Raw genomic sequence first — 19,665 nt, 5'->3', positions numbered from 1 at the left:
ATCGTTTTTTACGCGTAAGGACTCTCATATCGACCCAATTCGATTAAAATGCTCTTCGTCTGTGTATAGTGAAGTAGAGTTTCTGGACCATTCTCACGCCCAATTCCCGACTGCTTATAACCTCCAACGGGCATCTCTGCTGGCGAGTCACCCCAAGTATTTACCCAACAAATTCCAGCTTGAAGCTGATGGATAACACGATGGGCTCTTTGTACGTTATTGGTAAAAACACCAGCAGCTAAACCAAAATCGGTACTATTTGCTCTTCGAATGACTTCAGATTCATCATTAAATTTGAGCACTGACATCACTGGACCAAAGATCTCATTTTGGACATGTGGCATGTCATCAGTACAATCAACAAATACCGTTGGTACAACAAAGTTCCCACTCTCTAGTCCGTGATCTTTTAGTTGGTAGCCACCCGTCAAAAGCGTCGCCCCGCAATCCTTAGCACTATCAATTGCTGACAGAACCTTACCCAAGTGCTCTTTTGAAATGAGTGCTCCTATTTGAGTCTCCATTTCCATTGGATTCCCAGTGATAAGCTTTTCAGTACGATTTTTTAACTGGTCAATAAATTCGTCATAGATAGATTCATGCACAAAGACGCGTGTCCCATTTGTGCAAACCTCGCCTTGGGTATAAAAATTCGCCACCATGGCTGCAGAAACTGCATCATCTAAGTTTGCATCGTCAAATATAACCAGCGGCGATTTTCCACCGAGTTCCATAGTCACAGGCTTTAATGTTCTCGCACAATCAGACATGACCTGTTTACCCGTACCACACTCACCAGTAAAAGAAACCTTCGCAATATCATTGTGTGCTGTTAACATTTGACCGACTCTATAGTCACCTTGCACAACATTAAAAACGCCAGCAGGCATCCCAGCCTCACTAAAGATTTCTGCTAACTTCAAAGCTGACAAAGGCGTCTCTTCTGAGGGTTTAAAAATCATGACATTTCCTGCGGCAAGTGCTGGCGCAGATTTCCACATCGCGATTTGTATCGGGTAATTCCAAGCCCCTATGCCAGCGCAAATCCCCAATGGTTCGCGACGCGTGTAAAAAAATTGAGATGTGCCCAGCGGTTGCTGCTCTCCCTGTAGTGTCGGCGCAAGCCCTGCAAAATATTCGATTACGTCAGCACCGGTTTGAATATCAACACAGATTGCCTCTTGTAATGGTTTGCCAGTGTCAGAGACTTCGAGCTTTGCGAGCTCATCATTTCTCTCCCGTAAAATAGCAACCGCTTTTAGTAGAATTCGGCTCCTTTCCACTGCTGTCATTTCTGACCAAACCTCAAAGCCCTTTTTCGCCGACTCCACTGCAAGGTCAACATCATGTTGACTCGCTTGCCCTAATGTTGCTAGAGGTTCACCATTCGCTGGATTATAAGTGGTGAAGTATTCATTGGAACTTGCCGAGCAAAGGGTGCCATTGATATATAAAGATTTCATTTCCATGTGAACTTATGACTCATATGTTTGTTTTTGAGAATAAAAGGTAAGTTGTTTATCAAGATAATCATTGATAATAAGTCTCGCTTTTCCTACATCGATACCCTCAGGGCTTAGAGTACCCCTCAGCCATAAACCATCGATAAGAGAAGCAATACCCATAACAATAATGTCTGCTTGCTCTGGCTCGAACATAGCTTTCAATTCAATCTTAAGGTGCGAAATTAGCCGTTTTTCATTGACTTTTTGTAGTCTTTTCAACTCAGTGTCGTGTGCCGAATAACACCAAAATGCTAGCCATGTATTCGCCACCTTTCTTCGAGCTTGGTAACCAACAAAGTTCCCATCAATAATCGCGTTTATACGTTGCACGTGCGCCGTTTTGGGTAAATCGTTCAGCTTAGCAGTGACCGTTGATGACAATTGCCTGAGTATCTCACGCATCGTTTCTTGTAAAAGCTCGTGCTTACCACCGAAATAATGATTAATGATTCCTGAAGACACGCCAGCTTCTCGACTAATCAACGAAATGCTCGCAGAGTGCAAACCAACTCTATCTATGACCGTCATTGTCGCTTGAACAAGTTGAGGCTTTCGAATATTTGGCATTCCTACCTTTGGCATTCAAGGTTTCCTTCGTTTTTAATTGAACGATCAATTAAATATAAAATGCACGAAAATTACTTTGTACTCAAATGATATTTTTATGAACCCCTGCACTTTGTCACAAAAAAATAACAATAAAAACCTCAAACATGTAACAGTAATTTGGACTAGTCTTCTCTCTCTATTTATTTAAAGCCTCTAATAATTTGAGTAAAATTAGGTAACGTTGCCATTAATAGTCGTTATTCATTCCCTTGCCTCGCTAGACTGGGAAGGCCCTAGCCGTAACACCACACTCTATTAATAAATTAATTAATTTATTAGTGTACTAAAAATAATAACATCATCTAATCGTCACCTTATCTTGAATCAAGACCACTGATTTATCGATAAATTTAAGAAATAGTAACTTACAAAAAATCACATAAATTAACATATGAAACAATTTGATCACATTCAAAATCCAGAGCACAGTTTTTATTTTCCAGAATTGCAATCGGTTGCTTATGCGGAGTAGGTTACTTTTAAACCAACATGTAAAATAAAAACAAGGAAGAAAAATGACAAGAAAGTTAATTATGGTGGCACTGTTGTGGTTGATGGCATTTCAGTCGATGGCAACATCTGCTTACTATATCAATCGTACCGACTCCCCCATTCGGGTAAGTTTAATAACTGACACGACAGCACCTGTCGAAGAAGGCAACCAATATCATTTACCTGAACATAACCCTCAGGGTGTATTAGTCATTCAACCCTACCAAAAAGTAAAACTCGCGACATTTAATCGCTACTACGGAATTGAGAATGGGGCCATCTACAATTATTACTTTCATGTGTCGAGACAAAATGAAGAAGGTGAATGGTATTGGACATCCGAAACACCTCTTGCTCAGCTCAAATTTGAAGGGCATGGGGCTGGTACCCATTTATCATACGGCTATAAAGATATGAATTTAAAGACAGACTACGACCCATATGTCGTGAAGCTACACGATCAAAATGGTAATCATACTGAATATGGGATGAAAGCAATATACACATCAGGTTTTGATGATGTTGAATTTGTGATTGCCGAACATCACGTACCCATGCCTGAAGAACGCAGCAATGCAATATCTGTTGGAACTTATAATCTTTGGATGATCCCTGCCGTATCTTCCGATATCACAGAACGAGCAAACCTTATGGAGCACAGCCTATCAGGTTATGATGTGCTAGCACTCCAAGAGGCCTTCGCATCAGACAGAGATGCGTTATTTGACTCTTTATCAAGGGAGTACCCATATAAAACCGACGTCGTTGGTGGAGACAGTATGGCCATGTACGATGGAGGCGTAGTCACCCTAAGCCGGTACCCCATTCTTGAAACAGACGCGATCATTTTTAACCATTGTTCTGGGACAGACTGCCATGCAGATAAAGGGATCGTATACACAAAAATCGATAAGAATGGGCAAATCTATAATATTTTTAATACCCATTTGGCCTCTTTCAGCACACCAGAAGCCAAAAGACTGCGTCGTTTACAACTCGGTCTTCTTCGAACTTTTATGCTGACAAAACAGATACCGAGCAATGAAGTCGTCATCTTTGCAGGTGATTTTAATATTGATAAAAATAGCGACTTTTTAGAATACCTGCTGATGCTCGCAACATTGGAGGTTGATCCCCCTGCCTATGACGGTCATAGAGAGGCCACTTTCGACCCCACTATTAACCGCTATGCCAGAGCGAATTACTCCGGTGGAGAGACGGTAGAATATTTGGACTACGTTCTTGTAAGTTCAGAACACCTTAGGGCGAGAAAAAATATTAATACAGTCCAACTCAAACAAAGAGTCAGCTATGCGACGTGGGATGATTGGCATTTATCGGATCATTTCGCAGTCAACGGTGAGTTTGAGTTCGATCCAATTGAAACTGAATAAGTCGCAAAAATTTTCCTATGGCGGACAATAGTCAATGTCCGTCATTTAAGATAGCGAATAGAAGGTTATCAAGCTCTTTAGATACAGGCTCAAAGTCAACTCAAGATCTACGATACCCTCAGTATCCCGTTAACTCCATATAACCAAAGCCCTGATGGGAACCACTTATAACAGTGGGTCCCTCCCAGTAAGAAATGGTTAGAGGCATTCTGGCAAGAGGGTTCAATGCGCTTATCTCAAGATCAACATCTAACGATGGAATGATAAGTTGCCAGAGAGTCGGGTAACTTTGATCACCTATCTCTGTCATTGCCTTAGACTTTATTTTTATGTCTTTTTGTTCAACACGCGTATGGGAGCCATCTCTTTTCATTAACCGGGCGTAAGTGTATTCAGGAGCTCCCTTTTCTCGTAGTTGGAATACGACTAACGCAGTATCTTCACTGAGCCGTAGAGCAAACCAATCCCAGCCTTGCTGTGTTTCGAGCAAAAATTGAGAACTCCACTCTCTGTCTAACCAGCCCGTCCCTGTGACTTGATGCCGCTGCCCTTCAACAATGACCTCTCCACTCACCTTTATAAAAGGCTGACTAAAATAATATGATGCAACCTTACCATTGATACTCTTTTTGCTAAAACCAAGATTTCCTTGTTTTTGATAAGGGGCAGATGCCTCTAACAAGAGCTTGTATGACATGTCCTTTGTTTTCACGTTTACAACAGCTGGAAAAGGCTCAACACTCTCTGCACGCCAATGCCAATCATCAATATAGACAGAAAAGGGGTTGGCGTTTACTCCTGCAACATTTGGATGTGAGCGCGACCAGCGTTCATCAGCAACATGTTGTTCTTTTGTTGTGATAGCACTATGAGCCATAAACATTTGTTGAGTTTTCCACTGAGTTGAGGCTCCGTCCTGATTTGGTACTTTGGGAGAAAGTGCAACTCTAAATTGTGTCCACTGAACACCAAGAGACTGCCCTTTTTCATCAACCAGATTGGCAGTGAAATACCACCACTCATGTTTGAACGCATCATGGCTAGCATGGTCACTTGGCAGGTTAACCTCTTTGTCGGGGACAACTTGTGCAAAATTAGAGTTAGTCTGACTCATCCAATTGCTATCACTGGGTTCATTATTTTCACCGCAGGCAGTCAAAATGAGTGTTGCAGCAATAAACGCTGCCAATCTCATGAGCATTTATAATACCTCACTCTGTAAACTTACCATCAATGGTCTATTCACCAGCCGCCAAATAGGAAGGAGAGTTGCAGTTATCGACACAACTAGCGTCATAAACACAATAAAGAAGATATTAGACCAACTCAATATAAACTCTAAGCTCCAACCAAAAGCCCGTAGTGTGATAACTTCTGTCAGTACGTAGCCCACAAAGATACCAATAGGAAGCGCAATGAGTAATGTAAATAATACCAAAAACAAAATCTGACCGACCATCAGCGCCATCAAGCTTTCACGTCCAACTCCTAAAGCAAATAAACGTGCTATAGCAGCTCTTCGAGCATCAATAAGCATCAAGCAAGTCGTGAACAGACCCACGACAGCAACCATCAAGGTAATTACATTTAGAGCTCGCGTAATACTGAATGTTTGCGCAAAAATCATCAAAGCAATCGATTTAATCTCTGCCTGATCGAACATTTGATTGGGGTTTAGGTCAAGTCGTTTGATCAAGTCATCTTTCAGCTCATTTATGTTGCTAGAAGTACTCAATCCTAAACTGTCGGGCCGCTGATTAAAGCCATTTTCAAACCAAATCTTTGGAGCTATCATCACTTCTCCGTTGGGTGAGCCATAGTCATAAAAAATGGCACCAACCTTGACGTTGCTCTGTTTGAGCGCATCAATGGTAATCGTACTATTGAGGTTCAAACCCAATTTAATCGCTGTAGGCTCACTAATCGCAACCATATCACCAGAGTAAAAGTGGCTCCAAAACTGACGGGCTCTTTCTTTAAACACCGTCGTTGCTTCTAAACTAGCCTTGTCTTTACTCGTTATAATAATCGGTAAACCCAGCAGAGTGGCTTCAGCAGAATATTGCTTATAAACCTTTTCAACGCCGTCAACGCGCAATAGCTGCTGCTCCAGTTGGGAAATAGTCTCGGCAGGTGCACTAATATACATATCAGCATGAAGCTTTTGATCTAGCCAGCTTTTAAGTGTCGATTCAAAACTCCCAACCAAAGTACTCATACCAATACTGGCCGTGACCGCCAACAGCAAAGCCATCATGGCGTGAGACATGGGACTGATAAGTTCTCTTAACTCATTAAACAAATACTGCCAAAGCCCTACCCTTACTCTTTTCTCACATAGCGAGGTCAAAAATAACAGCGAATATGGGATATAAAGAGGAATAGCAACGATAAGTACACCCAACCAAGCCATAGTCCAACGGTGGTGTTCACTTTGCCACAAACCAGCAACCCCAATTCCAGTAAGCAACAAAGCACAGATAACTAATTGGTGACTGCTCATTGAGGCTGGCTTTTGATAAAAACCGGTATGAGATGACAAAGGTTGATTTATCGCTTGCCTAAAATGTTGCCAGCTGGCCACAAGAAGAGTGATGGATGTGAAGGCTAAAGCTTGGAAAAACCAAATCCCCTGCCACTCACCAGGAAGCAACGTTGCACCATAGAGCTGCTCGAGTGTCATCGCCACAGTAGGGTAAAGTACATGACTTAGCTGGATGCCCAGAACAAACCCTAAGATTGTGCCGATCGCAACCAAAATTGCCAATTCAGAAAGCAAGGCATAAACCAATGCCGTTGGCGTTACTCCTACTTGCTGGAGCTGAACCATAAGTTTTTGTCGTTTGATTAAACTGTATTTAATCCCATTGTAGGTAATAAAAAGTCCAACAATGAAAGCGAGTAAGCTCATTGCAGTTAAATTTAAATGAAAGCTATCTGTCAGCGTGCCCAATTCGGCCGCTTGATTGTTCATGATCCACTGGCCGTCATCTCCGACGATACCTGCCACGTGTTTTACATCTTTTTCAAAAATAGCGATATAACTGAGCTTGCCGGACGCATTAAGTAGTGTCTGACCAAAACTTAGGTCTGTTAGCATTCGACTGCCCAGTCCCACCTCGTCTGGAACACGAACGATGTCAACCGAAATATCATTGAAGACCGAGCTCTCTAATCCACCCATTGAGCTTACTTGAGCAGAACTCATCAACACAATGGGTTCACCGCTTAAAAGATCACCTAGCGGCATACCTGTAGAAAAAAGAGAAGAGTCATAGCCACTTTGCGAGGAGCGGCTTTGGGATAGTTGTTGACTATTTATCGCGGCCACCAAGTCAACCGATTGAAGTCCCCAACGCCTGCCTGTTTCATCACGAACTTTGCCTTCCAAAACCGGGAGTAAATTGGAGATGCCTGCTTTGCGCAATGTGAAATAAACCTCTTCTGAAAAGTATTCCCGACCAACCGCTGGAATGATCAAACTTTCCGCACGTGCGCTAAGCGGCTCTGTTGATTGAGCATAACTTCGCTTAGCATTATCGTTAATAGCCTGAACCGAAACAAATAAGGTCACAGCTAAAATGATGCCAAGGAGAATGGCTATCGCTTGCACAGGAGCATAGCGATAATGCGAACAGAAAACTTTCAATACTTGTTTAAGATGGATAGCATCAACACGCATCATCGAGTCGTCCACTTTCCTTTGTCCTGATTTCAAGACTGCCATTTTGAATGTGATAATGGGCATCCATAAATTCCGCCCAATCTTGACTGTGGGTGACAAGTAACAATGTGGTCTTGTTTTGCTCGGCAAGTTCAGTGAGCAATTTCATAACTTCCTGCCCTGCGTTTTGGTCCAAGTTTCCAGCTGGTTCATCGGCTAAAAGAAGCATAGGTTTGTGTGCAAGCGCTCTGGCTATAGCAACACGTTGTTGTTGGCCACCAGACAAGGTAGCTACATGCCGTTCAAGGATCTCCCCCAACTCGAGAGCTTCAACTAGGTGATCGCACCAATCGTTCCAACCTAGGTCGTTTAAGGCCAAAGGAAATTCAATATTGCTTCTAACATTGAGTGGTGTAAGGAGATTAAACTGTTGAAACACCACACCTAAATGAGCGCGACGAAATTGACTCCACTGAGCCATTTTCCAATTGTCCGTTTGCTCACCATTTAGCAAAAGTTTCCCAGCAGTAAGCGGTTCAAAACCAGCAATGACATTAAGAAGAGTGCTTTTACCACTTCCACTAACGCCTGTTAAAGCAACTTTAGCCCCTGCTTGTACTGAAAAATCTATATTTTTGAAAACAGTCAGAATTTCTTTTCCATCTTGAAACTGTTTTTCCGCATCTTTCAGTGCGACATGCGGTGTATCCATTTGGTCATCCTAGCGCTGTTAATTTTATTTAATCGATGAAGCCTTCACTTTTCAAATTGTAGACAACAAATTGAATATTGGTATTTCCTCTACCCCCATTAAATACGTTACATAGATCCCAGAAATCTGTTCTCTCTTGATTAACGAACAAAAGAGAAACGCTACATTTATGTTCATCAAATACTACAAGTTTCTAAGATTTCATTTTATTTGGTTATACTTTTAATACGCACAAAATATAGAAGTGTGAAAAAATGAATAGCAAAAATATATATAAAATCCACCTAGACAAATATCTATCTGCGCGCAGTCCCTTAGAGAGAGAGCAACTACTAGGGCAACTAACAGACTTTGAGCGTTACCAGGTCGAGAGTGAACTTCAAAGGCACATCGGCGTGGGCGAGGATTTTTTCAGTTTTGAATCTGCCAAACGTCAAAAAGATCCCATCTATGATAATCTTCTGAACCAAGACATTCCATTGTGGCAAAGAGAGTGCTCGCCATTCTCTACACCCAGTTACACAAAAGCTCATCTGAAAAACATTAATTTGAAAGCACCAGCTGAATATACAAACCAGTATATGGGAGAGCCAATAAAGCTTTATTATCAATCCTCTCTGGTTTATGGCCATTTATATTCCGCCGTTCACTACATCCTTCACGCCGTCATGCAAAACGTAAAAGCTTGGGGGGATGCAAAATATTGTCACGCTATTAATAATGAGTTAAACGACATACATGCGAAACGTAAGCACAATTTAATATCAATGGGTACTGTAAATACTGATGACTACAGCCAGCTAAAGGCCTATTTTCAGAACCATTATTCAGAGTGGTTTAGTTTGCACTACATGGATTGGTTCTTAGAAGTTAATGAAAACCTAAATCATCAAACACCCAGTACTTTTGTGCGGGAGTTTAGGGATTCTCAGAACCTACCGCACGTTGAATTCATCTGCAAAAACCAAGGTTCTTTAAGAATGGTGAGACCTCATCATTTCGTTCAAGATGTAACAAAAATGCTGTCCCCCAATCAGTATTTAGATTATGAGATTGATAAGTTAACAGGGAAAGTAGTGAAACAATGCCTTAAAAAGGGCTGGTAGTCACATTCAATGTTAGACAGAATCGAACATTAAATGTATCTGACCTAGACTCAAAACACACAGTCCACTAACTCTGACGAGATCTATGCTCTCGATAAAGCAATTATCCTACGCGTTAGCCGTTTCTAAAACCCTTCACTTTCGCAAGGCGGCTGAACTGTGTCATGTCAGACAGTCAACACTGAGCTCAGGGATTAGCGAACTTGAAAATCAGCTCGGCATTAAAATATTTGAACGTGATAATAAAAAGGTACTGATAACACCTCTAGGTCAAGTTGTACTCGATAAAGCAACAGCCATTATGCTCCAACTTGATGATCTACAACATTTAAATCACAGCCATCGAAAACCCTTATCTTTTCCATTAACGGTAGGAATGATCCCAACCATTGCACCTTATTTGCTACCTAGGTTATTGCCTGAATTAAAGAAAAGCTACCCCAATGCAAAAATCGACATAGTGGAGGAGCAATCGCATATTCTCTTAGACCTAGTCCAGAGTGGCAAAATTGATACTGCAATCATCGCCACCCCATTTCCTTGCGACGGTTTACTTACTCTCGAGTTTTGGCAAGAGGATTTTTACTGGGTTAGTTTAGAAAAAAATAAGCCAAATAAGGCAGTTGAAATTGCTGCAAAAGAGTTACTTGATAAAGATTTAATGTTACTCAAAGAAGGTCATTGTCTAAAAGATCATATCCTTGATGTGTGTCAGCTTTCTGAACAAATGTCTAATCAAGAGTTTCGTGCCACGAGCCTCAACACTCTTATTCAGATGGTCATGAATGACATGGGAACTACACTTATTCCAGAAATGGCACTATCTCAATTAGTAACTCACTACCCTGTCCTCTCTGCAATTCATCTTAATGAACCCAGCCCTCATCGACGCATTGTTTTTGCCTTCCGTCCCAATTATGTCGACATTTCTAGTCTACAAGCCTTAGCCAAGATTGCTCGACAATCTCTAATGCATACGCATTAACGGGATCAGTCAATGTACTAACGTCCATCTCGTCAATCGATTTTTTCGAACGTTATATTCATTTTTATCATTTGTACAAATTGGGAACTCTCTCCAATACTTCAATGAGAAAAATGTATCCTTTGAATGCATCTTCAATTGGTAACAGATCTGCATTTGAGTGAGTGATTTGTCCGTTGTAAACGAAAGTGCTCATCGGTGCCATCCGCATGAAGAGATACAAGATCAACACTGAGCAAGTAAATGGAGAGTTACCATGGCACAAGACAAAGCGCAAACTGCCGGCAAATGCCCAGTTATGCATGGTTCAATGACGACAACCGAACGGGCAGTTAAGCAGTGGTGGCCCAAATCACTCAACCTTGATATTCTTCACCAACACGACGCTAGAATCAATCCAATGGCACCCGACTTCGACTATAAGGAAGAAGTCAAAAAGCTCGATTTTGTGGCACTCAAAAAAGATCTCATCGCTCTTATGACTGACAGCCAAGATTGGTGGCCTGCCGATTGGGGTCATTACGGTGGTCTGATGATACGCATGACTTGGCATGCAGCAGGAACATACCGAACTACAGATGGCCGCGGAGGCGCAGGTACGGGCAATCTACGTTTCGCTCCCCTGAACTCCTGGCCAGATAACACTAACCTAGACAAAGCTCGACGCTTGCTATGGCCAATAAAAAGAAAGTACGGCAACAAACTCAGCTGGGCAGACCTAATTGCCTACGCTGGAACCATCGCGTACGAGTCTATGGGGCTGAAAACGTTTGGTTTCGGTTTTGGCCGCGAAGATATATGGAATCCAGAAAAGGATATTTATTGGGGTTCAGAGAAAGAATTTTTGGCTCCCTCCAATAACCCAAATAGCCGATACTCAGGGGTCCGTGATCTAGAAAACCCATTAGCAGCGGTAACACTAGGATTAATTTACGTAAACCCACAAGGCGTTGATGGGCAACCTGACCCAGTCCGAACTGCCCACGACGTAAGGACAACATTCGCGCGCATGGCGATGAATGATGAAGAAACGGTAGCGCTCACCGCTGGCGGACATACTGTCGGTAAGGCTCATGGTAACGGTAACGATGCTCACCTCGGCCCCGAGCCCGAAGGTGGAGAGGTTCACGACCAAGGCCTAGGGTGGCTTAACAAACGAACTCGAGGCGTTGGTAATGAAGCGGTGACAAGTGGCCTTGAAGGAGCTTGGACCACTGAACCCACTAAATGGGACAACGGCTATTTTCACCTACTTCTCAACTACGAGTGGGAATTGAAAAAAAGTCCTGCTGGTGCTTGGCAATGGGAACCCATTAACATCAAAGAAGAAGACAAGCCTGTCGATGCAGAAAATTCTGGGGTTAAACAAAACCCGATTATGACCGATGCCGATATGGCGATGAAAATGGATCCAGAATATCGTAAAATTTCCGAGCGCTTTTATAAAGATCCCGATTATTTCTCAGAAACTTTCGCAAGAGCTTGGTTTAAGCTCACCCACCGTGACATGGGCCCCAAAGCACGCTATATCGGTCCAGAGGTGCCAAGCGAAGATTTGATTTGGCAAGATCCCGTTCCTTCGGGAAGCACAAGCTACGACGTTAATGCGGTGAAAAAGAAAATAGCAGACAGCGGACTGTCAGTCAGTGAACTGGTAACAACAGCATGGGACAGTGCTCGAACCTATCGAGATTCTGACAAACGTGGTGGCGCCAACGGTGCGCGCATCCGTCTTGCACCGCAAAGGTCTTGGGCTGGTAATGAAACTAACCGACTCAATAAGGTGCTTGGAATACTAGAGGGAATAGCAAGTCAGACAGGAGCCAGTGTGGCTGATGTAATTGTACTTGCAGGTAACGTCGGTGTAGAACAAGCAGCATCAGCAGCAGGTGTTGACATAACCGTTCCATTTTCACCAGGACGCGGCGATGCATCCCAAGATATGACAGACGTAGAATCATTTGATGTCCTTGAGCCGGTGCACGATGGCTTTAGAAATTGGCTAAAACAAAGTTACGCCGTCACGGCAGAAGAGATGATGCTTGATAGAGCTCAGCTCATGGGCCTCACCGCCTCTGAGATGACGGTACTGGTTGGTGGGATGCGTGTAATGGGAACAAACCATGGAGGCACCTCGCACGGTGTGTTCACCGATCGTGTAGGACAGCTTACCAATGACTTTTTCATTAATCTAACTGATATGAATTATTCTTGGGATCCCATTGATGACAACCTGTATGAAATTCGTGACCGTCAATCAGGAGACACAGTATGGACCGCGACCCGTGCAGATCTTGTGTTTGGCTCTAACTCAATTCTGCGGGCGTTTGCTGAGCTCTATGCTCAAGATGACAATCATGAGAAATTTGTACATGATTTCGTCTCCGTTTGGACCAAAGTCATGAATGCAGATCGATATGATCTAGCATAGGCCTAAAATAGAAACGTCAGAGAGAACCTCTGACGTTTTTTTTTATACTAGCTCTCGGTGTCGTCACAAGTGCTTCAGCTTTACAGTTGAATCGTTGAGCGTTACTAGGACACTATTATCTAGTGACTCAGTGTATTACCCTATAATTCTTAAAGTTAATGGGTTTTATGTACTGTAAAGTGAGTTGGATAGATTAGCTTACCATTCTCCCAACTTTTCTAGGCTGAGCACTTCCATGGTTTGCTCGGGCGTAGTGTATTTACGATTGATGAACTGAACAGTGATCTTGTCACAACTTGAACCTAAAGAACCTTGCGGAATGCTCTCACAAACTCTCAGATTGTAGGTGTCGTTACCTAGGTTATCGATGATATCGTATCGAATAAGCTCTTGATCCCCGTTAAAATAAGGCTCATTGGCATCAATACAACCTCTAAAAGAGTTTCGAGTGAGAAAAACACTCGCTACAGCATTATCACCATTGAGTTTAGTCATTAAGCTACCAATGCATCCAACTGGAACGACTCCCTCTTTGGTAACAAATTGACCTTTATCGACAAAATACGATTTCTTTTGCTGTGCACACCCCGATAGGGCAAGTACACCAATGACAAGCGCTAACCAAGACTTCTTAATCACGATATTCCCCAATTCAACAATATCTCCAAAAATCAGACCCACAATTGTTCAATTGGTTTCACTCATTATAGAAAAGAACGGATCCCAAACATAAATGCAATGTCAGTTGAATTATCCGCAAGCCCCATGTTTTCGACTGTTGCAAGCTCTAACACCGTATTGCCAAGATTTAGACGATAGCCAAGAACCACCTCTGTTGAGGGCTTGGAAAACGCGCTGTCATCGCTCAAAAAACCCTCATACCAGTAATATTCCAAGTGAACTTCATGAATACCGCCAAATTTGAAACCATAGCCAATCGCCAAGGTCGTCGTGGTGTCTTTGACATGCGCATCAATAAGTATCGTGTCATCATCACGATGAACAAGCCCTGCTGTGGTGAAGATAGAATGGGGCCCTGCCGAGTAGGAATAGTTAATTTGTGCGCCCTGTTCAAAAGCAGAATCTTTGAAGGGCCCATCATCGACATTTTTGTAGTAGAGGCTACCACCCACTGCAAGCGCATGTGGACCTGACATAAATAAATGGTACTGCATATAGCCATGCAGCGCTCGGACAAGCGTTTCTCCCTTAAAATCGTGAATTTCGTTACCATAAATACTCGAAATATTAAATTGGTGCTTAGGAACCTTATCTCTGCCATTTTGATCGATACTGAACATATCGTGAAAATCGATCGTGAGCGTATCGAGACGGTTATCGGCAGCATAGGTGTATTGAAACTTCAGCTCTGCTTGTAGGTTTTGTGTAACATGCCAATTCATCCCGGCAAAAACATGATTTTGGTAGTAATCCAAATCAGCCACGGCGCTATTAGCCCAAATGCTTGCAATGGTTCCCGAAGCAAATAACTCAACGCCATTGTTACTGATAGGAAACGCAGATCTCAATTGATTTTCAAGACTGATGGATTGTTCTGGAGACTGCGCGTAGATACGTAATGGCATTGGGCTGTCTGCCGCAGCCACTTCGTTTGAGAGTAAAATGCTAAAGGGAACAAACAAAGAGAATCTATAACTCATCATATTTTGTCACCGCCCATTCTTCGCTTTTCTTAACGTTTGGTCGCCCTAATTCTTAATCTAGGTAAAAGTTAAAAAGGTGATTTTTTAGATCATCATCACCTTTTAAACATGGCACAAGCATAACTTTTCGCGGTGCAAAGTATGTAAATATGTGATGTTAATAGAATATATAATGCAAACTTATGAAAATGACATGAATTAAATTTTTTTGTGCTCAACACCAACACGGAATACAAGACTGGAGAAAAACAAAATGTTTCGATTAAACAGGGTTTTACTTAGGTCTACAAACTCGGTAGGATTTCTCCATGTCAAACCTCATGAAATAACAGCCATGCAATTTAAACAACTCAGTATCACTGCGCTACTTTTAGCGTGTAGTCCACTCGTGATAGCCAAGCCCGTCGCCCTTTGCCAAGACCTTTCAGGTATTTGGCAAGCACCTGATCAGAGCCATAGTTATGTAATGAATATCTCCCCAACTGGAGAGGTTTGTGGTGAAAACTGTGTCGTTTTCAATGTTAGCTATACCCTTGATAAGCAACAAACTAACCAGCTTATCTGTCATGAAGGCCAAGCAGGAGAGAGTGGCAAAGTACCTATGGTTCTCTCCTTTGAAGGCAAATATGGTGGTCACTCTATTGGTACCTATAATAGAGAGCTAAATTTGTTATGGACAGGCGTGCTCGCTAAAGATGCACAAAAAAATTGGCAGCCAAATATGAAAAGCTACTGGTTTAAAAAGGTAAAATAGTCAATTTCATCAAGGCTTAACGCTGATGAGTTAGAGACTCCCACAAATAGTGGAAGTACCCTTCGGGCCGTAATTCAATATTATGGTCCATCCAGAACTTAACATTTGGCATCGCAATATTGTGATCTTTAGTGTAGTGCTCATAAGCAATCAACAAGGTCCCCGTTAAGCCCCCTTTCCTTTCGACGCTTTTTCCACACACAAGATCTAATTGACTGTCTGGTTGATCTAATGATGCTTGAAACTCGAGTGCAGTAATGAACCTCTCTTGGCTTTGTACAAATAAATCTCTTTGTTGGATATGCGCCGTTTGAGCAGTATTAACATAGCCTGCAATACCATAAGCGGTATGCTCTAAGTCGCGACAAGTTTCCTGTGTGTGCCCGGAGACCAATGGTGTGTATTTGCTTTGAATATTCCAATACGTTTTTAGTCTCGCTTGTTTGGCTGCGTATTGGCACTTATTTAACGCAAAAGGCAGTTGACCATCCTTCTCTAAATAAAAATACAAAGGAAAATATGTTTGGTAACGGATAATTGCAGATTCAAATAACTCGCTATCTTCTAAAAATACGGCAGCGCTAATTTTCGCCTCTGTAATAACGGCTTGCCAATTACCAAAATAACAGTCGGTATTATACTCATCGATATCGGCAAGGTAGCGATCTCTAATCATGTTCTCAAACTGGACAACTTGTCTGTTGGGCCATGGGTAAGAATAACGAATGATCTCGGCAGCGCGAGTCCAAACAGCAAGAGCCCAAGCTGCCTGCAGTGCTTGATTATATCCGCCGTGTTGACCAGTAAAATCATCAGACCAAGCGTTTAAGATCTGAATTGCATTCTCAGCATAGCGTGTATCTTCACTGTAGTACCATAGCAAAGCCTGAGTGTACGCAGCCCTCGCATCGTTAATTTCATGTCGGCATCGATCGTGTTTACCTGCACCATCAGGACCACCACAATTCAACCCCTCCCACTTGGCATTTGGCTGATGATCCAGAGCAGCTAAAGCATGATTTTTCATCACCAAATAACGACTGAGCCATGGCTCCTTATTGGCATTTATCTTGTGCTTGACGTAATCAAGCTGTGACTTATCAAGCAATATTCCGGGATGAATAAACGCTTTGGCGAAACCTTGTGGGCAAACAAGAAGCGCCAGTAAATACAACACAACTCGCAACATTGTTTTAACCCCTTAGGCTTGGTTAACTTTGACCGATACACTCACAATTTGACGGCTTTAATATAGCTGTGTAGAGAAAGTGACTATGGCATTTTTAGGCTGACTCTAAAGAGTACAAGCAGAGCCTACGCCATCATACAAAATGCCAAAAGTCTCGTGTCAAAAAAAAAGCAATTGGTTCAATAATAAAATATCAGGAGTCACGATGGCTAAAGCACACTTACTTGAATGCGAAAAATCCAGTTCTCTCTATGAAGGAATTATCTCATCCGTTACACGCTACAAAGGCAAAGTACCTAAAGACTATCTCCGAAACAGAATCAAACAAATTCAAGCCTGCAACCCATGGATTAAAGCAAAGTTAGTCTCAGATCAAGAACAGAGTATGATGTTTGAACTTCCTGAAATAGAGCAAAGTGATGTTGAGATATTAACCGTAATCGATATTCCAACACTGCTTGGTAGCGATAAAGGCGTCGATGATCTTCTTGAGGAAATATCTCAGGCAAAAAATAGCCAGAAGTTTCGCGCCTTTTTTGCCAGTTCAGGGCTCTGCGCCCTTGACCACAATCTCGACCTATTTAAAGTTTTGCTTTGCGAAGCCCCCCAAGACGATGAATTTGCTGTAATTGTTTCTATGAGTCATGTTTTGGGTGATGGCGCTACCTATTATCAGATTCTGAATATGCTTAATATTGATGCAGAGGTTAGTTCCCTTCCTTTTGCAAGGCAGCAAGATTTTATTCGCTTTGTACCAGACCAAACTGAGCCGAGTTGTCCAGATGAATTACAAAGCCATCATTTTTGCAAAACCATAAATCGAAACTATCTTGAGCAAATCAAACAAGAGGTAAATCAGAGAGTCGCACCTGATTGGGTCTCCACTCACGATGTATTCACATCGCTCTATTTTAATAGCCTGAATGTTGAGCTGGCCGTTATCCCTGTCAATGTTAGGCGCTATATCGATTACCTCAGTGACACGCAAGTTGGTAACTACCTTAAACCTCTGCATATTCGTAGCCAAATAGGATTCGACCCATCAGATATTCGAGAAGCACTTAGCGATTTAGCTAAGCAACCTCACGAACTACATAGTGGCTTTTGCGACCTCACAAACAATCAATGGCAAGACGAAGAGCGGCTGCAACTCTGTAGCAAAGGTTTGCTTGCTAGTTGGATTCAGTTTTATCGACCACTTAACCTAGGTAGCGAGTTTAAGCACATCGAACATGGCCCCTTCTACCCACCATTTTATACATCACAGGTCACAGGGTTATTTGATCACCACGCAATATTATTTCAATCGGATATCAATACGTGGAAAGTCAGTATGCGTAGCCGACTGGCAGAATTACCTGACTTTGGTGACTTGTTTCTACAAGATTAGGTGATATGCAGGTGAAATATATTCAATATTTCACCTGTTCAATGATCGCCAAATATCAAGAAATAACTTGGGTATCGAAGATTATACCCAAGTAACCTTAAGATGCTAGGTTCAGCGAGAATGGTTTGCTTTACAGGCAAGGCAACGATTTTCAATCTAGTCATCTAAATTGAAAATCGGTAACGACGTATGTAAAGCAAGACAACTCGCCCTTCGGGAGCGTGCCACAGCGCCGATTTCATCGTCAAACAACTTGGTAAGAGCTCACTATTCCGCTGCGTTATTTTCCTTGAACTCAACACTGTGGTACCGCTCTGAATCCTGCATTTTGAAGTCACTTGGGTATAGTATTATTGCTTAAATTGCGATTTCAGACCAATTAGCATCGCTTTGATATCCGCTTTTAGGCCGACCGCGTACTGCCCATCATTGACGATAAGAGGAACGACGTCCGTCGAGTCAACAATTTCTCCCCCTATAGCCATTTTGAGTTTAATGACTGCATAAGCCGCACTCTCATTCTCTTTTACTATGCCGATAAATTGGTACTGTGATTGTTCTAATATATCTCGCATTTGTGGCTGACTCATAACCCCTTTTAAAAGCTGAGCGAAAACTGACTGGGGATTCGCAGCTTTTAGGTTTTCTAAAGTCTTGAATTGTGGAAATAGATGTTTCGCCACCTGATCATATTGATTCTTGTCTTTCGTCAATTGGCCTATTTCTACGATAGAGTGCTTAAAGTCTTGGAGTGTTTTTTTATCGAGGAATGAGGCAGCTTTGTTATAATCACTGGCAATTAGCGCCTGCATATATTGGTCAACAACAGCTTTGCCATCGTTTGCAAACACGCACTGTGAGAAAAAAATCAGTAGCGTCATCACGCCCATTCTTATTACATTCATTTAGTTATATTCCAGATTAAAGTTAATAGCCTGCCATCAGGTGGACAAGCTCGATATTTTTACCCAAACCTTGTAAAAGATAACAATATAACACATTGATTATTAGTATGTATTTATATTATCACACATCGCATAAAAGGTGTTTTAGAGCATTCCATAAGCCAATAAAGTCAACAAACTATAGAAACTTTGCAACAGGCAGCCCACTAGGGCAAGACCGACATCACTGGCCACAGTTTCAATAAAACACCCTTAATTTAAAGCCGCCTTATGCGGCTTTTTTAGCCTTAGTGCCTTTTGTGTAAATATAAACCATTATATTTGCAGCCTATCTCAAAGCTTTGATGATTCAATCATTTACCGCCTTTTCAATACCCCTTCGTTATTTATAATTCACCGAAGCTATCAGTAGTAACTCTCTGATTTATGGGCAATATGCCCTTTCTCTGTTTCAGCATAAGGACCGCAATGAAGACCCTTCAATCTCTCGGGTGGAGCACTTTACTTCTCGCTACCTCCGCCGCCGCACAAGACACGGTGAAATGTCTTGATAAACCCATCAACAGCACCTTCAACCATCAGGGTGACACCTATCTGGTTGTTAACGATACAGGCATTAAAAACCAAGCCCAGCTCGATAAACTGGAACAAGGTCAAATCCGCTTTTGTACTTCTCATGTAACTAATATGAATGGCCTCTTTAAAGGAAGGGAGCACTTTAATACTAATATCAGTGACTGGGATACCTCCAAGGTAAGGTATATGCATGAAATGTTTAAAGGCGCCTCCGCCTTTAACCAACCCATCGGGAACTGGGATACCTCCAAGGTTAAACATATGTGGAGTATGTTTTTAGGTGCCACAA

The 19,665-nt window shown here is 42.2% G+C and carries 17 protein-coding genes; 8 read left to right on the top strand and 9 right to left on the bottom strand.

Going from position 1 to position 19,665, the window contains the following annotated elements; translation table 11 throughout:
* Positions 1-8: 8 nt before the first annotated feature.
* Together betB and betI are read right to left on the bottom strand one after the other, a co-directional pair.
* Positions 9-1,469, bottom strand: coding sequence for a betaine-aldehyde dehydrogenase (gene betB / locus RH40_RS05460; protein WP_009600395.1), 1,461 nt, complete (start codon positions 1,467-1,469; stop codon positions 9-11).
* A 6-nt stretch (positions 1,470-1,475) separates the two neighbouring features.
* Positions 1,476-2,087 (bottom strand): transcriptional regulator BetI, encoded by a 612-nt coding sequence (gene betI, locus RH40_RS05455; RefSeq protein ID WP_009600393.1) that lies wholly within the window; start codon positions 2,085-2,087, stop codon positions 1,476-1,478.
* Positions 2,088-2,629: 542 nt separating this feature from the next.
* Here betI and RH40_RS05450 point away from each other — a divergent pair.
* Positions 2,630-4,000 carry a sphingomyelin phosphodiesterase gene (locus RH40_RS05450; RefSeq protein WP_009600391.1) on the top strand — a complete coding sequence of 457 codons (1,371 nt, stop codon included), beginning with the start codon at positions 2,630-2,632 and terminating at the stop codon, positions 3,998-4,000.
* Positions 4,001-4,118: 118 nt separating this feature from the next.
* Here the strand turns inward: RH40_RS05450 and RH40_RS05445 are convergent, their stop codons facing one another.
* Genes RH40_RS05445 through RH40_RS05435 form a run of 3 tightly spaced genes read right to left on the bottom strand, consistent with a single transcriptional unit; the run spans position 4,119 to position 8,376 of the window.
* Complete coding sequence (locus RH40_RS05445) at positions 4,119-5,201, bottom strand: lipocalin-like domain-containing protein (RefSeq protein ID WP_009600390.1); 1,083 nt, start codon at positions 5,199-5,201, stop codon at positions 4,119-4,121.
* Positions 5,202-7,685 carry an ABC transporter permease gene (locus RH40_RS05440; RefSeq protein WP_009600389.1) on the bottom strand — a complete coding sequence of 828 codons (2,484 nt, stop codon included), beginning with the start codon at positions 7,683-7,685 and terminating at the stop codon, positions 5,202-5,204.
* Positions 7,672-8,376, bottom strand: coding sequence for an ABC transporter ATP-binding protein (locus tag RH40_RS05435; RefSeq protein WP_009600388.1), 705 nt, complete (start codon positions 8,374-8,376; stop codon positions 7,672-7,674). The genes RH40_RS05440 and RH40_RS05435 overlap by 14 nt, the downstream gene beginning before the upstream one ends.
* Positions 8,377-8,630: 254 nt before the next feature.
* On the opposite strand from RH40_RS05435, the gene RH40_RS05430 reads away from it, so the two are divergent.
* From RH40_RS05430 to katG, 3 genes are all read left to right on the top strand, one after another.
* Positions 8,631-9,482, top strand: a complete 852-nt coding sequence (locus RH40_RS05430; protein WP_009600387.1) for a hypothetical protein — start codon at positions 8,631-8,633, stop codon at positions 9,480-9,482.
* Between the two features lie 85 nt (positions 9,483-9,567).
* Positions 9,568-10,467 (top strand): hydrogen peroxide-inducible genes activator, encoded by a 900-nt coding sequence (locus tag RH40_RS05425; RefSeq protein ID WP_009600386.1) that lies wholly within the window; start codon positions 9,568-9,570, stop codon positions 10,465-10,467.
* 256 nt (positions 10,468-10,723) lie between these two features.
* The gene (katG, locus tag RH40_RS05420; RefSeq protein ID WP_009600385.1) at positions 10,724-12,898 is read left to right on the top strand and encodes a catalase/peroxidase HPI; all 2,175 of its coding nucleotides are present in this window, start codon (positions 10,724-10,726) and stop codon (positions 12,896-12,898) included.
* A 198-nt stretch (positions 12,899-13,096) separates the two neighbouring features.
* Here the strand turns inward: katG and RH40_RS05415 are convergent, their stop codons facing one another.
* A complete protein-coding gene (locus RH40_RS05415) occupies positions 13,097-13,579 on the bottom strand; it encodes a hypothetical protein (RefSeq protein WP_009600384.1) in 483 nt (160 codons plus the stop codon).
* Positions 13,580-13,602: 23 nt separating this feature from the next.
* Positions 13,603-14,562 (bottom strand): DUF3187 family protein, encoded by a 960-nt coding sequence (locus tag RH40_RS05410; RefSeq protein ID WP_009600382.1) that lies wholly within the window; start codon positions 14,560-14,562, stop codon positions 13,603-13,605.
* Positions 14,563-14,815: 253 nt separating this feature from the next.
* On the opposite strand from RH40_RS05410, the gene RH40_RS05405 reads away from it, so the two are divergent.
* A complete protein-coding gene (locus tag RH40_RS05405; RefSeq protein WP_206536088.1) occupies positions 14,816-15,316 on the top strand; it encodes a hypothetical protein in 501 nt (166 codons plus the stop codon).
* A 16-nt stretch (positions 15,317-15,332) separates the two neighbouring features.
* Here RH40_RS05405 and RH40_RS05400 read toward each other — a convergent pair whose 3' ends face one another.
* Positions 15,333-16,505, bottom strand: a complete 1,173-nt coding sequence (locus tag RH40_RS05400; protein WP_009600379.1) for an alginate lyase family protein — start codon at positions 16,503-16,505, stop codon at positions 15,333-15,335.
* 205 nt (positions 16,506-16,710) lie between these two features.
* Here RH40_RS05400 and RH40_RS05395 point away from each other — a divergent pair, with 205 nt between their 5' ends.
* Together RH40_RS05395 and RH40_RS20270 are read left to right on the top strand one after the other, a co-directional pair.
* Positions 16,711-17,895 (top strand): hypothetical protein, encoded by a 1,185-nt coding sequence (locus RH40_RS05395; protein WP_009600377.1) that lies wholly within the window; start codon positions 16,711-16,713, stop codon positions 17,893-17,895.
* Positions 17,896-18,064: 169 nt separating this feature from the next.
* Positions 18,065-18,256, top strand: coding sequence for a hypothetical protein (locus RH40_RS20270; RefSeq protein ID WP_081454972.1), 192 nt, complete (start codon positions 18,065-18,067; stop codon positions 18,254-18,256).
* Here RH40_RS20270 and RH40_RS05390 read toward each other — a convergent pair.
* Positions 18,246-18,800 carry a hypothetical protein gene (locus RH40_RS05390; protein ID WP_009600376.1) on the bottom strand — a complete coding sequence of 185 codons (555 nt, stop codon included), beginning with the start codon at positions 18,798-18,800 and terminating at the stop codon, positions 18,246-18,248. The two genes, RH40_RS20270 and RH40_RS05390, sit on opposite strands and share 11 nt — an antisense overlap.
* A 468-nt stretch (positions 18,801-19,268) precedes the next feature.
* Here RH40_RS05390 and RH40_RS05385 point away from each other — a divergent pair.
* Positions 19,269-19,665: BspA family leucine-rich repeat surface protein (locus RH40_RS05385; RefSeq protein WP_009600375.1), on the top strand; the 397-nt coding region annotated here is incomplete at its 3' end.

The sequence above is a fragment of the Vibrio caribbeanicus ATCC BAA-2122 genome (genome assembly GCF_000165125.1).
Taxonomy (GTDB): domain Bacteria; phylum Pseudomonadota; class Gammaproteobacteria; order Enterobacterales; family Vibrionaceae; genus Vibrio; species Vibrio caribbeanicus.
The sequence above is the reverse complement of the archived record's forward strand: the minus strand, read 5'-3'. Positions and strand labels throughout refer to the sequence as shown.